Annotated in this window: 6 protein-coding genes; 2 read left to right on the top strand and 4 right to left on the bottom strand. The window is 59.6% G+C overall.

The genetic code is table 11. The annotated features are described in order from the left end of the window. Nucleotides 1-23 precede the first annotated feature (23 nt). Nucleotides 24-3,191: an FtsX-like permease family protein gene (locus BGC09_RS02450; RefSeq protein WP_069801739.1), complete on the top strand. Its 3,168-nt coding sequence runs from the start codon at nucleotides 24-26 to the stop codon at nucleotides 3,189-3,191. 106 nt (nucleotides 3,192-3,297) lie between these two features. Here the strand turns inward: BGC09_RS02450 and BGC09_RS02455 are convergent, their stop codons facing one another. The 3 genes from BGC09_RS02455 to BGC09_RS02465 form a co-directional block, all read right to left on the bottom strand. Beyond that, entirely contained in the window at nucleotides 3,298-5,079 is a 1,782-nt protein-coding gene (locus BGC09_RS02455; protein WP_084657857.1) for an MFS transporter, read from the bottom strand. A 228-nt stretch (nucleotides 5,080-5,307) separates the two neighbouring features. After that, nucleotides 5,308-6,081: a cytidylate kinase-like family protein gene (locus BGC09_RS02460; protein WP_069801741.1), complete on the bottom strand. Its 774-nt coding sequence runs from the start codon at nucleotides 6,079-6,081 to the stop codon at nucleotides 5,308-5,310. Nucleotides 6,082-6,356: 275 nt separating this feature from the next. Further along, entirely contained in the window at nucleotides 6,357-10,892 is a 4,536-nt protein-coding gene (locus tag BGC09_RS02465) for an nSTAND1 domain-containing NTPase (protein WP_069801744.1), read from the bottom strand. 420 nt (nucleotides 10,893-11,312) lie between these two features. On the opposite strand from BGC09_RS02465, the gene BGC09_RS02470 reads away from it, so the two are divergent. Next, the gene (locus tag BGC09_RS02470) at nucleotides 11,313-13,916 is read left to right on the top strand and encodes a glycoside hydrolase family 15 protein (protein ID WP_069801746.1); all 2,604 of its coding nucleotides are present in this window, start codon (nucleotides 11,313-11,315) and stop codon (nucleotides 13,914-13,916) included. 280 nt (nucleotides 13,917-14,196) lie between these two features. Here the strand turns inward: BGC09_RS02470 and BGC09_RS02475 are convergent, their stop codons facing one another. Further along, a complete protein-coding gene (locus BGC09_RS02475) occupies nucleotides 14,197-16,383 on the bottom strand; it encodes a multicopper oxidase family protein (RefSeq protein WP_069801748.1) in 2,187 nt (728 codons plus the stop codon). Nucleotides 16,384-16,888: the final 505 nt, after the last annotated feature.

Here is a 16,888-nt window from a genome sequence, read left to right on the forward strand (position 1 = left end):
CATAGGAGAGGAGGTAGAAGCCGATGGCCACCACCGAGAGCAGCTCGCCTGTACAGAGACCCTCGCCTCAACCAGCAGGACCACCCCGACGCGGCAGGCTCGTCCCCGCCCCTTCTGTCTTTCGTCTGGCCTGGTGGCGTGCACGGAGTAGCCGCGGCCTGTGGCTGGTCGCAGGGTTGGGCATATTGGCCGCGGTCATCCTCGCAGCCTCCGGGCCACTCTACTCGACGCTGGCTATGACGGCGGGCCTGCGGGCGGTCCTGCTGGCCAGCCCTCAAAATCGGACGGTGATCGTGCAGGCGACCACCCAGCAGATCAATGCCGCTGTACTTACTCCTATCAGCAGCTCCATTGACCAGGATGTCCATCAATATCTTGGTCCCTTTGTCGGGCCATTGCATCTCTCGCTCGATGTTCCCTGGCAGAAGGTGATCGCACGCGATGGCCAGCGCCTGAATCCTGCAGTCGATGACCTGGCCCTTGTTACACAGCCTATCAGTCAGGCCGCTCAGCATCTGACCCTCGTCTCTGGCCACCTGCCCCCGGCGCTGACAGCGGATCAGGCACGGCATCAGGTGACAACCACTGGGGCCAGTCTGGCGATCGCCCTCAGCCAGCAGGAAGCCCAGCGCTGGCAGGTCCACGTCGGCGAAACAGTGGCTATTCAGCTGGTCTACAATCTCCCAGGACTGACGACTGGCGTGGACCCCTTCAACTTGCGCCGCGTCCGCACGCTGACGCTCCACATCACGGGCATCTTCTCGAACCAGCACCACGGGACCAGCCTGGACGAAGATCCTTTCTGGCATCAGGAGACTTTCCTCAGCGCCGACCACCAGGGCGTGGGCCTCAATGGCGAGGGGGCAGATTATACGGCATTGGCCGATACCACGACACTGCTGGCGGTGCTCGATAGTTTCTATCAGCAACTGCAACATGAGCAGAATCCTGCGACGCTTACAACTCAGCCCGTGCTCAGCTGGCTCTATGAGCTGCAGCCAGCTCAGATCACGATAGATCAGCTCTCGGCCATCACCTCCGGTGTGCATAGCCTGCAGCTCGATGTGGCCAATCGCAGCGCTGAGGATAGCCCGGACGCCCTGACGCAGGAACCGTTTGTCATGGGAACAACCGTGCTTCTTCCTTCCAATACACTCCTGCAATATCAGGATCAAATTGGATTGGTAAACATTCCGGCCACGGCAGTGCTGGTGCTCATCGTGGCGCTGCTGCTCTTCTTTGTGAGCATGATCGCCGATTTGCTGGTCGACCGCCAGAGTGAGGCCATCGCCGTGCTGCGCAGCCGTGGCCTGAGCCGCAGCCAGGTTTTCGCCCTTTTTGCCTGGCAGGGTCTGCTGTTGAGCATACTCGCGCTGCTCGTGGGCCTCGGCGGTGCCGGGCTGCTGGTGCAGTTGCTGGCTGTTTGTCTGCTGCCTGCAGATGGCCCGAGCGTGCTCAGCCTGGTAGCCCAGGATTGGCCGGCGCTCCTCTCATCTCTGGGCTGGCCTGTAGGGCTGACCGCCCTGGCCGCCCTGGGGGCTTTGCTCACAGCACTCTGGCGCCCTCTCCGCACGAATATCGTCAGTCTGCGCCGCGAAATGGCACGCTCTACGCATCGTCCGCTCTGGCGCCGCTTTCATCTGGACATCGTCTTTTTACTTCTGATGCTGGCAGGCTACGGTCTCTCGCTCTATTTTGTGAACAGCAACGTGCTCGATGCCCGCTTGCGCCTGCTCTTGCTCTCCCCGCTTTCACTCCTCGGTGGGGTCTGTCTGCTCCTGGCAGCTATTCTGATATTTTTACGTCTTTTACCGCAGTTGTTGGCCCTGGCCAGCAGGTTGGCAGCCAGACGGCGCGGGGCTGCTCCACTCCTGGCAGTGGCCCAACTGGCGCGCTCGCCGCGCCAGCCAGTGCGTATGACCCTCTTGCTGGCCCTGGCCACAGCCTTTGCCATCTTCAGTCTCGTTTTTCTCAGCTCGCAGACGCAGCGCGCCATCGATGTCTCAACCTACACAGTGGGGGCCGACTTCAGCGGTCCTCTGACTTTCCCCGGTCGGCTCGATGATCTGGCCGATTTGACCGCCACCTATCGGCACCTGCCCGGGGTAGAGGCTTCCTCCCTTGGTTTTGTCACAACCGCCAGCGCTGGTGGTTCTCTGCAGCTCCCCATTGGCCTGCGTGCCGTTGATAGCGCAACGTTTCCCCGGGCTGCGCTCTGGCCGCGCCAAGGCTCCGGTCCCGCCCTGCCCACGCTGATCGCGCTCTTGCAGGCTCGCCGCAGCTGGGGCGAAGCCCATCACCTGGTACCTGCGATCATCGATGAAGCCGCGGCCCAGTCGTTGCACCTCTCCATTGGCTCAACCCTGGTGCTCACAGTCACGGCGACGCCGGGTTCGCCGCCCATCGAGACCTCTTTTCTGGTGGTTGCGCAGGTGCAGGCGATTCCTACTGTGCTCTCCAGCCCCCAGGGCAATGTCGCCAACGGCATTCCCGCCGGCGGCGTCCTGGTCGACTACCAGACCTACGCCGATATCTTTGAGGGGCCAGCCCTGGCCGCTGGCAGCGATTTGCTCCCGCTCAATTATGTCTGGCTGCGCACTTCCGAGAAAGCCTCTGATCTGCAGCATCTCCGCCTGCTGCTGGCCAACAGCGATCTAGAGCTGACACAAGTGTATGATCGACGCATGTTGTTAGAAGAGCTTCGCTACGAGCCGCTCTATCTCGATCTCCTCGGCCTGTTGACGCTCGGGGTAACCGCAGCGCTCGTGCTGGCTCTCGTAGGGAATCTGCTGGCATCGTGGCAAAGCGCTCGTAGCCGCCTGCTGCAGTTCGCCGTGCTCCGCGCTTTGGGAAGCAGCACCCGCCAGCTGGCAGCCACACTGGCCTGGGAACAAGGGCTGATCTACGTGATGGCAATCGCCTTGGGAACTGTCTTCGGCTTCGTACTTGCCTGGCTGGTGGTGCCAGCGCTGCTCTTTACTGGCGCTCCGAGCGGTGGCTCCGGTAGCAGTTCCGGTAGTACCGCCCTCTATGTTTCGCAGCGCGTCCCTACCGTTCAGCTCATTTTTCCACCGGCCCTGTTCGCCCTCCTGGCAGCTTTGGTGCTCATCTGCGTCCTGGCGCTGATCTTGCTTGTCAACCTGGTGACACGCCTGACCGTAGCTCGTACACTGCGCCTGAACGAGGATTAGTGACCAGCGATACGCAGATAAACCTCCCGGACGCCGTCAAAACGAAAAGCGAGCGCGGACGATGGCAATCGTCTCGCGCTCGCAGTCGTTCTTGACGAAGACCTCTCTACTTGTCGGTTCCCCGCCCACCGGAAGGAGCGACTGGCTGGGTCTCGCTGACCAGCGCACCGGCCTCAACTTCATGAATATAACGCCGGCCACGCAGCAGCGAGGCCACCGCAGCCAGCAGGCAGAGGACGAGCGAGAGGTAGAAGACTGCCCGCAGACCGACCATGAACGGCGAGGCAATGAGGTTGGGGAAGAACATCTTACCGAGCAAGTGGGCACGCTGCGCCGGCGCAATATGCTGCAGGACTGCAGCCGGCAAGAGCGTGGCCATCGGGTTGTAGCCCAGGAACGCCGCAAAGAGGGCCGAGGTAGGCGGCAGATGGGCAATCGTATCTGCCACAGCCGCAGGCACCCCGGCAGCCGTCAGGCCCGAGGAAAGCGCTGGCGGGAGAGCCGTGGCCAGACCAATGGTCACTACACTAAAGAAGATGCCAATGCTCATGACCGTGGCTGAATTCTGGAAGGTCGAACGCATACCAGAAGCAACGCCACGCCTGTCCGCCGGCACACTATTCATAATGGCCGTTGTATTCGGAGCTGCAAACATTCCTTGCCCAATCCCCATGAGCAGCAGAATGAGCGCAAACCAGAGGTAGTTGAAGTTCGCCGGCAGGAACGTCAGGAGCAGGAAACCCAGGGCCTGGATGACCATGCCCAGGGTCGAGAAGAGACGCGCCCCAAAGCGATCAGATAACCAGCCACTCAGCGGCCCGAAAGCGATGAAGCCGATCATGAGGGGCAGCATGTAGATGCCAGCCCACAGTGGCGTCTCCTCAAAGCTGTAACCGTGAAGGGGTAGCCAGATTCCCTGCAGCCAGATGATCAGCATGAACTGCAGGCCGCCACGCGCAATGCTGGCGAGCAGACTACTCAGGTTGCCCGCAGTGAACATGCGGATCTTGAAGAGGTCCAGGCGAAACATGGGATCGCTGATGTGCAGCTCGACGAAGACGAAGGCTACCAACAGAATGATCCCGACCACAATCGCCAGAATGACCAGAGGATTGGTCCAACCCATCGGCTGATTGCCATATGGTTCAAGACCGTAGGTGATGCCAATCAGCAAGATGGTCAGCCCCAGCGCAAAGGTAATGTTGCCCAGCCAGTCAATCTTCTGGTGGCCGCGAATGGTCGCTGTCTCGCGCAGCATCCAGTAGGCCCAGACGGTTCCGAAGAGGCCAAAGGGCACACTGACCAGGAAGACTACCCGCCAGTTGATGGTCGCCAGAATACCGCCCAGGATCAGACCTATGATGGAGCCAAGGATCGAGGCAATCTGGTTGATACCCATCGCCATGCCCCGCTGATGCGGCGGGAAGGCATCAGTCAGAATGGCAGTGCTATTGGCAAAGAGAAAACCACCACCCACACCCTGGATGAGACGGAAGATGATCAGCTCCAGGGCCGCTGTGTTACCTTTGCCTGGCGTCAAGAAGAGGAGAATGCTCCCCAGGGTGAAGATGGCAAACCCCAGGTTGTACATGCGGACACGCCCGAACATGTCGGAGATGCGCCCAAGGGTCACCAGGAGCGTGGCCGTGACAACCATATAGCCCAGTAGCAACCAGAGGAAATAGTTGGTCTCCCCAGGCGCTAGCGGATTGATGCCGATGCCGGTGAAAATCGCTGGGAGGGCAATCAGCAAGATGCTGGAGTTGATGGTGGCCATCAACATGCCGAGCGTGGTGTTCGATAGCGCAATCCACTTGTAATGGGGACTAAGCTGAGGTCGCTCTCCACTTACCTGGACCTGTTGCTGTAATGCCTCACTTCGTGCCATACCGCTCTCGCTCACCTTCTTCCTGCTCTACTTACTCTTCACACAATACATTTCACTTTATGAATACAATGACCAGAGAAAAAGGCCGCCAGTGTCGGGTCGGGGACAGCTCCAGGCCACGGACGGTGAGCGCGCCAGCCCGGCCCGCTCTCTCTGGCCCTGGCGCCGGGCTGGCGCCACTCTGCGCCGTTGTCATTTCCCTCTGGCCGCCTGCTGACAGAGCGCCCTCTAGGCTTTGTCCGAGGCTCGCTCGTAAGGAGGACGCAAATCGCCGGGGCGCCCACTGTAAGGAGCCAGGCCCGCACCTGGGCCAAGCTCCTGCTCCGGTAGGTGCAGACGACGCGCTTTGCGCTCCAGGGCCAGCAGGATCAGATCGACGACGCTATCCAGATCGAGCACATCCGTGTTGACTACCAGGTCATAGAGATGGGCATCGGCGGGATGCCGCCGATATTCAGTCTGCAGATAGCGCTCTCGATCATGGTCCTTGCTCTGGATACGCGAGCGGGCTGCATGCTCATCCAGGCCCTCGCGGCGCATCACATAGGGCACACGCCTCTCCAGCGAGGCCACAATGCGCACATGCAGGACATCCCGCCGTTCTCCCAGCACCACCTGAGCCCCGCGCCCGACAATGACGACGTGCCCGACGGCAAAGGCCCCCCTGATGACCCGATTGACGGCTTCGCGATATTCTTCAGGGTTGGTAAAGAGGGCCACTGGTGTGCTCTCATCATAGATGGCAGGATAAACCGCCGGCGCAATTCCCTGCATGCTGGTCAGGATACGTGAGAGGAGACCCTCGACATGCTCATCACGCGCTGCTGCCTCCTCCTCACTGACTCCCAGCTCCCGCGCCACCTGTACCACCACTTCGTGATCCACTAGATGCCAACCCAGCCGCTCAGCCAGCCTTCTGGCAATCTCCCCTCCACCACTACCATATTCACGTGAGATGGTCACAGCTCTCATCTGGTCGATGCTACCAGACTCTCCGCTCATTACCCTCCCTCCTTTGCCTGGCCGCCGCGCCAACGCTCCCCGCGCGCCAGCATGCGAAAGCGACCAGCCTTTAATTTGATATTCAAATTATCTCACTTACCAACTATACTACATTCAAACTAAATGATCAAGGTCAGCGGGACAGCGATTCCTGCAGTTGAAGAGCGGGAAGGCAGAGAGCGGATGCAAGGCGCAGGGGAAGCCGGGCCGGTATGGCTGGGGCGGATAACAGTCCTGGCGAGGAGAGGCAAGTACTAGGGCGCGACGCGGCTCTCTCACTGGGTTGTTGGACTATATTCGTAGGCGCCAATATCGCAAGCGCCCTGCTGGGGTCGTTGCAGGCCGCGCTGATCGGTCTTCACATCGCAGTCGGCGGCGGGAATGCGGTTGATCGCAGGACTACCTGCCAGCAAGGCATGGGTCTGCGTAGGCCCTCCGTTGGCGCGTAGCTGTGGATCAATGGCAAGCGGTGTTGAGCCTGTATCCACAAGATCAAGATGGTGGCGTTTAGAGGGATCAAGAAAGGTGGCTCCCGCGGCCCGCTGAATGAGGTTATAGCCCCCGCTCGTCACCTGGCCCACCAGATCGGGATCTTGATCGGCTGTATTAGCGGCCACCAGCGAGTTCAAGAGGGTCACCTGCCTACTGTGTCCGCTCTCTGTGACGACAGTCAGGCCGCCGCCGGCAGAGGCATGGTTGTCATAGATCGTGCAGAAGTCGAGACGGGCACTGCTCCCGTCGACGAGCAAGCCACCCCCCAGGCTCCCCCGTTTTCCCTGCGCACTATTCTCGGAAAGTGTGGAATTGACCAGCGAGAGCTTCGTCTCTTGCAGTCCTACCCCAGAAGTTGGGGACAGAGCTAAGATCCCTCCTCCCTCAGCATCGCTGGCAAGAGACTGGGCCTGGTTATTCGCCACGGTGCTGTCCGTCATCACCAGGTTGCCCATAATAGCGAGGCCACCGCCGCTGGCAGATCCGGAGGATGTCGTTGAGACAGCGACGTTCTGACTGATGGTGCTGTTGTTGATCACCAGTATCCCCTCGGCAAGCACACCTCCCCCCACAGCCAGGTCATCCTGAGTGCTGACGCGGTTGCCAGTCACGGTGCTCCCTATAAGGGTGAGCTTTCCACTCGCTCCCCCTGACAAGACGAGACCACCCCCAATCGCAAAGTGAGCTTTTACACTGTTGCCTGCGACCAGGGTATTCTTCAGGGTCACCTGGCTTCCCGAGGCCTGCAGCCCCGCACCCGCCCCCTGCAGGGCTGCGATGATGCTGTTGTTCACCAGTCGCGTGTTAGTGATCTGAACGGTGCTATTGAGGGCAAAAATTCCACCGCCATAGGCATTTTCCAGGCTGTTGACTTGATTGCCAGAGACCACGCTATCAGTCAGGGTCAGAGTGCCTTTGAGACTCACGATGACCCCTCCCGCGGCATCGTTCCCACCACGACCGGTGTCATTGACGCTATTATCTGTGATCTGGCTGGCGCTGACGGTCGCCTTCCCCCCATTGTTGAGAATGGCGGCGGCATGGGCAGCCTGCCCACTAGCCTGGATATGAGTAATGATGCTCTGCTGTAGCGTCAGTTCCCCTTGCTGGCCATTGTCAATGGCACTGCCTCCAGCCAGATCTGAGTTGCCGGAGTTGCCGCTGTCACTGAGCGGCGGGATGGTAATCTGCGCAATGCGGCAGCGCTGTAAGGTTAGCTTCCCCTGATTGAGAAAGAAATCGCCTGGACTCGGCTGTCTCTCGCTGAAGCTAAGGTCGCTGAAAGTAACGCTGGTCCGAGCCAGAATACGAATGGCATAGCTGGCCTCAAGGCCAGGCTGGCCGCTGATGGTGAGCCTGGCAGCCCCCGGGCCACGAATCGTGAGGTTTTTACCAATGTCAAGATTGTGCGTGAGAGAGAGAACGCCGGTCAGTCCGGGCTGCACGCTGATGGTCTGGCCAGGCTTCGCCTCGGCAATGACCTGCCGTAGCGAACCCGGCCCATCATCCTGGAGCGAGGTCACCTGCAAGGGGGCTACCTGTTGATAGAGTAGCCAGCCAGCCGGAATGAGGAGCCCCAAAATGAGGAGGACAACCAGCGCCAGCCTGACCAGCGCCAGCGTGCGGGCCCGCTGACTGGCTCGGAGGAAAGCCGCCTCTCGGGCACTGACAGGGGTACGTTCCTGCCAGCGCAAAGCCTCCTTGAGCTGCGTGCCCCGATAGAGACGGTCCCGTGGCTTGCCACGCCGCCACCATTCCTGCACATCAGCACTGACCCTCTGTTGGAGAGGAAGATCTTCTCCAGCCTGACGCACCCAGTCAACCAGTCGCGGCCATTCCTGCAGCAGGGCCTCATGGCTGACCTCTAACGTCACTTCTCCTGCGCGACGCTCAATCGTCAGCAAGCGTGCCGCTACAAAGGCATCACACGTCTCTTGCATCAGACGGGTCTGCTGCTCGTCTATCAGGGCAAATTCACTTTGGCGAGCCTGACGACGCAGAGGCGCCTGGCCCTCGCGCCCTGGCTGAATCAAGCGCAGGAAGAGCTGACGCGCCAGGAAGCGATGCTGATCGCTGGGAAGCGCGGCATAGGTGGCCTCGGCATGGCGTGCCAGGGCCCCGCGTACCCCTCCAATGGCCTCATAGGCACGCCGCGTGAGACGGTTCCCACGCCGCTGCTGAAAGAGCTGGTCAAGGGTGAATTCAAGCAGAGGCAGAGCGCCTGGCTGCTCGCGAATATCCAGCAGCAAATCAGCTACCAGGTCCTCATCGAAGACTAGCTGGACGTCGGGCAGCAGAGCTGGCTGCTCGATGACGGCCCGCAGCTCGTCGAGAGTCATGGGGCCTATCGGGCAATGCGCTGGTCCCTGCAAGAGCTGCGCCAGGGCAGGATAGGCCAAAGGACGATCGTAACAATCGGCTCGCAGGGTGAGGAGGAGGATCAGCTTGCCGTAAGGGACAGAGACCGCTGCGGCGATCAGCTCAATGAAGCGCCGCCGCTCAGTTTCGGTGACTTCGGGGGCGAATAATTCTTCAAACTGGTCAATCACCAGAACAACGTAGGGATGATCAGGGGCCAGGGTCAGGGCCAGACGGTGTAGGGCAGTACTATCTCCCTGGACAAGGGCGGTGTGAATCGCCTCCTTCTCTTGCTGGCTTCCGCCGGCGGCCAGCACTTCGGCCAGCGCCTCTAATGGCCGATAGGCTGGCCTGAAAACGGCCAGATAGCGCCAGTTTTGACTGCCTGGCAGCGCCCCCGCTTGCAGCCGGGGAAGCAGACCGGCCATGAGGAGGCTCGATTTGCCGACCCCAACACCACCGATGAGCGCCAGCAGACGGGCAGCAGAGGACTGAGACGGTTCCCTGCCCAGCAGAGTAATGAGCCGCGACAGCAGCTCCTGGATAAGCCGTTCACGTCCAAAGAAATCGCCTTGATCGTCTTGGGTAAAGGCCCGCAGTCCTTTGTAAGGATTGCGCGTCTCTATCCTTTCAATAGAAATTGTCTCTTTTTGCTGACTTTGTCTTCCCCACTGCTCGCCTTCAATCTGGCGAATAATCTCATCCAGAGCTTGCCGATAGCGGAGGCCGCTCCCATCGCTGAAGAGGGCTGGAGGCACAGCCTCGGCCAGCTGCCAGGTGCTCCCAGTTGAGGGTGCCGCTCCCACGAGGAGATAGCGTACTGGACGTCGATACAGATGGGCCATTTGCAGAAGCTGCTCGGACACAGGCAGTGTCTGATCCTGAGTGGTAAGTCCCACCAGCAAGAGCTGAGCCGCTCGCATCGCCTGTCTGAGTGCCAGCTCGCCACCTTGCTCGCAGCTTCGCGCCATGATCACAGTCAGGCCACGCTCGTGCAGCGCTTGCTGCAGGTGCTGGCTGGCAGGAGATTGCTCGTCCCCAATAGCGAGAATCACGCGCCAGTTGCGCTCACTGTCGACAGGCCGCACAACAGGATATTCCTCGTCTGGGTGCAAGGTCAGGCTGCGCTCGGTCACCGAATCCGGCAGGGCCTCACTGGCAGCCCTGCCCAGGGCGCGCGCGAAGAGGATGATGGCCGGATAGCGCTCCTCCACCTTCTTGGCAAGGGCGCGACGAATCACGCGGTCGACTGACTCTGGCAGTGAAGGATCGTGCTTGCGCAGCGGCGGTGGCTCTTGAGAGAGGTGCTGGCCGATCAGCTCAGGGCCTCGGCCCTGGAAAGGTCGCACACCACATAATAGCTCATAGGCGATGATAGCCAGGGCATACTGATCGCTGGCAAAAGTTGGTTGACCACGGCATTGCTCGGGGGCCATATAGGGCAATGTGCCAACCAGAGCAGACTCTCCAGCCGGCATGCCATCCTTCCCTAATAGCGGTAGGGCAATCCCGAAATCGCTTAAGAGCAGCCCTTCTCTCCCAAGGAGGATATTGGCCGGCTTGACGTCTCGATGGACAATATTGCGATCGTGGGCATATTGCAGAGCACCTGCCAGCTGGTAAACATAGCTGACGACTGTAGCAAGAGAGAGATGCGAACCGCGCGGATGCCTGTCGAGGAGGGTCCCCCCCGGCAGATAGTCCATGACCAGATAGGGCTGACCACGCTCGATGGCAAACTCATGTACGGGTACAATGTGTTGGTGGCGCAGGCTAGCCAGAATCTGGGCTTCCTTCAAAAAAGCCTGCTCATCCTCTTCTCTCAGGAGCTGGGTAAGAACCTTGATAGCAACCTGGGTTCTCAAGTAGAGGTGCTCAGCCAGGAAGACTGCCCCATATGATCCGCTGCCTAGCAGACGTATCAGACGGTAATTGCCAAGTCGCTGGCCCTGGCGTATCATTGCCAGGCTCCTCCCTTGTTGGGCCAGATAGGCCTCGCTGGTCCAGAACGAAAGGTACTCCCGGTACGCTCATTATGCCTTACTTGCCCGGCATGCGAACCTGCAAGATAAGGTTACTCCTCCTGCTTGTTACTGTCAAGTGATTCAGTTCACAGAAGACGAGCGCCTCGAGAAGGTCTCCCGTGGTTGGCTCTTTCAAGCCTCTCTCACGACTTGTGCGGGTCTCTCCCGTGTCGATGTGTGTCACACAGAAATCTGGCATGGTTATTGCACTAATGGAAGAGTGTAAGCCAGGGCAGCAAAAGAGTGCCTGCCCTCGCTCCAGGTCACAGGACGGACCTAGCAGCGGCTTATCTGATCGACCTGAGTCGCCGACGACCCTTCAACCGACCAGTCAAAGCCGAACAAAGGAGAGACTTCATGGGCAGCAACACGCATGATGCAGCACCACCCGACTCTGTGCACTGGCATGCTGCCTGTGCCAGGTTTTCGCGCCTCGGGCGCTCTGGCCTGCTGGCGCTCCTGCTTGTCTGTGCGCTGCTTCTTGTCAGCGGCCTCCCCCAGGCGAGAGCAGCCGGCACAGCTCCCAACGGGCCGGGCTACGCCTCTACCTGGTCGCCCTCGAACAAGGCTTTCCTTGGCACCGCAGCCAACACCACCAGCGATGTCTGGTTCACCGGCTTCAACGGGATTATCAGCGAGGTCTTTTTCCCTACTGCCGATACGGCCAACACCACCGATCTACAGTTCCTGATTGGCGACAGCGGCCATACCTGGGTCGATGAGGAGAAGGTCGCCACAACCTCTACTGTCCAGCTCTACAATGCCCACTCTCTTGCCTGGCAGGTGACAAATACGGCCAGGAGCGGGCGCTACCGGATCACGAAGATCATCTACACCGATCCCAGCCGCAATTCACTGATTCAACAGGTGACATTCACTGCTCTCAGCGGCACCCTCTCCAATTACTCGCTCTATGTCCTCTATAACCCGGCCATTCACAACGCCGGCAACAATAATACCAGTTCAACCCAGACCTATAATGGCCGCACCATGCTGGTGACAACCGATAGCACCGGCAACTATGCCAGCGCCCTGGCCGCCTCGATCCCCTATGTCTCCGGCATGACCAGCTCAGGCTTTGTCGGGGTCAATGATGGCTGGACTGACCTGAAAGCCTCCAGTAACTGTGGCAGCAGCCCTTGCCCAGACTATACGATGAATTATACGTATAGCCTGGCCAGCAATGGCAATACGGCCCAGACGGGCCTGCTCGATCTCTCAAACGGCGGCAGCGTCAATACGACTACCGCCACTTCGATCACCTTTAACCTCGTCCTCTCTTTCGGCCAGACCAGCGGCAGTACCTCCGCCTCCACCGTCGCCGAGCAGACACTCAATGCCACGCTGAGCGATCCTTCGAATATGCTGGCGACCTATGTAGCACAGTGGAACAGCTTCGACAACAGTCTCACTAGCCCACCAGCGATTGGCGGCACAACGGCGATCCAGCAGGCGCGCCAGCAGGAGTACTACCTGGCCGCGAACGTGCTGAAGGCCTCTCAGGATAAGCAGACAGGAGCCTTTGTAGCCGGTCTGGGCGCCCCTTGGGGCGACAGCAATGGCGATAGCGACGCCGGCTATCACCTGGTCTGGGAGCGCGATATGTACAAGATCGCCAGCGCTCTGATCGTGGCCGGTGATAGCGCAGATGCCCTGCGCGCCGTGCAATGGGCCTTTAATACTCAGCAGCAGGCCGATGGGCACTTCCCCCAGAATAGCTATGTCAATGGGACACCCTACTGGAATGGCATCCAGATGGATGAGCAGGCTTTCCCGATCATCCTGGCCTGGAAGCTCGGAGTGACTGATAACAGCACCTTTGTGAACCACATCAAGAAGGCCGCCGACTATATCGTCAATAATGGCCCGCGCACCGGTCAAGAACGCTGGGAGGAGAACAGCGGCTATAGCCCGTCAACGATTGCGGCAGAGATCGCCGGCCTGCTCTGCGCCGCCGATATTGCCCGGATCAATGGTGATACGAGCGATCAAACGCGCTATACCAATGCCGCCGACTATTATCAGGGCATGGTCCAAAACTGGACCTTCACAACCACTGGCCCGCTGAGCGGCGGCTACTACTTCGAGCGCATCGACGGCAATGGCAACCCCAACGATGGAGCCTCCTTGACGATCGCTAATGGCGGGGGCACCTACGACGAGCGGACTATTGTGGACGCCGGCTTCCTGGAGCTGGTTCGCCTGGGAGTGATGCCGGCCAACTCTCCCTATATTACGCTCTCTTTGCCTGTGGTCGATGCCACCATCAAGGAGACGATTAATGGCTATCCTTACTGGTTCCGCTACAACCATGATGGCTACGGTGAGCATAGCGATGGCTCGAACTACAATGGTACGGGCATCGGACGCCTGTGGCCAGTCTTGACGGCTGAGCGCGGGATCTATACGGTCGCTGCCGGCGGCGACGCCGATCTCTACCTGAGCGCACTCATGGCCGCGGCCAATTCCTCGGGCATGATTCCCGAGCAGATTTGGGATGTGGCCGCCCCCAGCGGCTATACAGCCGGGACCCCGACAAAGTCGATGAACCCGCTCAACTGGGCAATGGGCGAGTATATCGTCTTGCTCTTCTCCCAGGCCAATCACCGCGTGGTGGATCTGCCTTCGATCACCTACAGTCGCTACGTGACCAACGCTTACCAGCCCCATAGCGGCTGGGTGGTCGACTACGACCCCAATCAGCTCCATCGCGGCAAGGCCCTAACGATTTACTATAACGGCTGGCTGGCCTCACATACTCATGTCTATATCCGCTGGGGAGAGAACGGCTGGCAGAATATTCCTCCCGATGCAGCCCTGGTAAAGCGCAGCGACGGCTTCTGGCAGGTCACTATCAGCGTGCCGACCGATGCTACGCAGATCAATTTCGCCTTCCATGACGACGCGAATAACTGGGACAACAATGGCGGCGGGAACTGGAATGTTCCAATCACAGCCTGAGCATGCTGACATCGGCCTGTGAGCAGGCCCAGACCAGGACGCCCCTGCTCGTTGACAACGCTTGCTAGACATTCTCCCTTTCCCCAACGAGCACAGTTGGCCCTGGTAGGGAAGGAGCGAGGGTATTGCGCCCACTTCCTCCGTGAATTGCTCTCGTTCCTTCCCTCTCTTCTTCTTGATACAGCCCAAGAGGGTGAATCAGCTCAGGCCCTTGCCCAGCCTCTCACCCAGAAAGGAGAGCTCGGGCCTGAGAGCGCTAGCGAGAGAGCAGCAGCCACCTCTAGGGCACTGGCAGATAGGGACGCATCATCTCGTTATCTTCGTGATCGAGAATGTGGCAGTGCCAGACATAACCCGGCCCTGTGGTTGGATCAAAGGGATAGAGATTCTGGCCCGGACGCACCCCATTGACCGGCGTGGCGATCGGCGCCCAGCGCACAACCAGGCGCGTGACCTGGCCAGGATACATCTTGATCGTGTCTTTCCAACCCTCCTCACCAGGATCAGGAGGCAGCAGCGGGCCACATAGATAGGGAGTGAGATCGGGATTGCCCCCCAGCGCGCCATCGGCATTCGGCTGACTGTAGGGCAAAGGCGGCCCATAGCCCGGAATAAAGACGCCCTCCGGATAGTGGACCGGCCCCCAGGAACCATCAGGACGAAGACCGTTATAGGTTCCCCCAGGGAAGAGTGAGTCGTAGCGCGCACGATAACCTTCAACATCCAAGGCCTGGCGATTGAGCAACTGGAACTGGACAAGATGAATGTGAATGGGATGAGCGTCCTCAGTGAGATTCGCGATCTCCCAGAGTTCGGTCGCCCCTACACGCGGCAGCTCAGTCAGATACACCCCCTGTCCCTGCCTATCAAGCTGGGCCCCCAGCACTGGCTCGTTGCTCCCTTCGCGTACTCCCCCCCACTTGGTGTTATTAACCAGCACCTCAACAGGTCCCCTCGGCCCTTCCACCTCAACAAGCACCAGCTGCCGCCTGACCGCCAGCCTCACACCAGCCGCCAGGACACCCCTTTGCGGATCGGTCAGGCGCACGATAGCTGATGGCCGCTTGAACCTCCCCCGAAGCGGCAAACCACTGGCCGGATTATAGGTCGTGTCAGGTTTCACCAGCGGCCACGAGACGCGAATCTGCATGATCCGCCCAGTAGTGGCAGGATCAGGCGGGTCACCATCAGGGAAAGGAGCCGGGGCGCTATTGACCAGGAGCAGGGTGCGACCGGCATAGGGAGCAAAGTCAATGATGACGTCGGCACGCTCTCCTGGCGCCAGGAAGAGCCTCGGAGCTGCTGGATCACCAGGATCATTGAGCTTGACCGGCCTGTCAAGTAGACCACCATCCGTGCCAATCTGCCAGAAGATCGGCCCCGGCTCCCGAGTCTGGGCATCGACCAACCGCATCTGGAAGAAGCGAGCGTTGGCCGCATTCACAAAGCGAAAGCGATAGCGCCGCGGCTGGACATTCAGATAGGGCCAGGCTTTACCATTGACGACAATGACATCGCCGAAGAACTCGGGAATCCAGTAAGGATGAATAGAGGGATTGGGAGGCGTCCCATTGAGGCCAGTGGGATTGTTGGGCGGCGTCCCATCGGGAAAGAGCAACTGCCCATGCGTGTCAAACTGCCGATCCTGGATCATCAGCTCAATCTCCTGGGCACCAGCCGGCAGACCGAGCGGATTGTCTGGCCGCCCGGTATCGTGAGCATCGCGGATCAGATAAAAGGCCTCCAGCCCCGCGAAGAGGGTCAAACGGGTCACGCCCAGCGTGTGATCGTGGAACCAGAGCGTCGTCGCTGGCTGCCTGTTGGGATACCAATAGACCGCGGCATTCGGTGCCGTCGGCCTAGCAGTGCAGTAACCTTTGCCATGCCGCCCGTCGGGAGTAAACCAGGCCTCGGGCGCCCCATCAAAGGCGGAAGGAACTTCGCCACCATGCAAATGGACCACCGTCGGAAAAGCCCCTACAAAAGGCACGGTCGAACCCATTTGCCCCAATGGATCAGCCCAGTGAATGGTCTGGTCAACAGTAAGGAGTGGCAAAAGCTTCGATTGATGCGCTAACGGTAGAGCATTGACATAGGTCACCATCGTGGGTATCCCTTGCCGGGCCTCAACCGTATAGCCAGGGTAATGCGGCGAACGCCCGTCTACCTGATACCCCCAGACATAGGTGCCGGCATTGAAGGGAGGGCGAAGACGGGCATAGAGACAAGCCGGCAGAACGCGCTGCTGAAATTCGACCATGTGCACCCGAAAATACGGGCCGCTGACTCGCGCACCAGCAAAGGTGGGTAGCGGCTCGACAAACTGCGGGATCTCAGCCCCCGGCAAGGGTGTCTGGGCAACACGTAGCGAGGCAGAGACACGCGAAGCCCTAGGCAGCGAGAGGGGAAGTAGACCTCCAAAACCCAGGGCAGCACCAATTTTGAGTAGCTGCCTGCGAGTCGGCATATGCTGATGCTCCTTTCCAAGGACGTTTCGATAAAGCGAGTACTCCTTGCAAGCTGCATTACAGGGAACTGTCTTATGAAATAAAAGGAGCAACAAACTCTGGTGTAGCCGGCTTCCTGCTGAACAAGAGGGACAAAAAGAAGAATCAGAGGAGTAACGAGAGACCGGTCAGACCAGGGATCATTGTAGAGAACAAGCGAGTATGCAGCGTCTCGGGCTCCCTTGCCAGGCCAGTCGCTCGCGGCAAGCCATGTCACAGGAAGCGAGGAACTCGTGTTGCGCTTGGCTCTTCCTCTGTTCTTTGGGGGATAGTCTCGCGAGGTCCTTTCCGCTGGGAGGGGCGATGAATGAAGGATTACACAATGGCTATGTTTTCGATCCATTGTGTATATATACAAGCAACTGAGACCTTTGAGAGTAGAGCCGTGAGGAAGGCTCGTCCCTGTTGTCCCTCACTGGCCCTGGCACGGTGAGAGAGTAGCAGACTCCCTCTTGAGAGGGTAAA

Source organism: Thermogemmatispora onikobensis, from assembly GCF_001748285.1.
Lineage (GTDB): Bacteria > Chloroflexota > Ktedonobacteria > Ktedonobacterales > Ktedonobacteraceae > Thermogemmatispora > Thermogemmatispora onikobensis.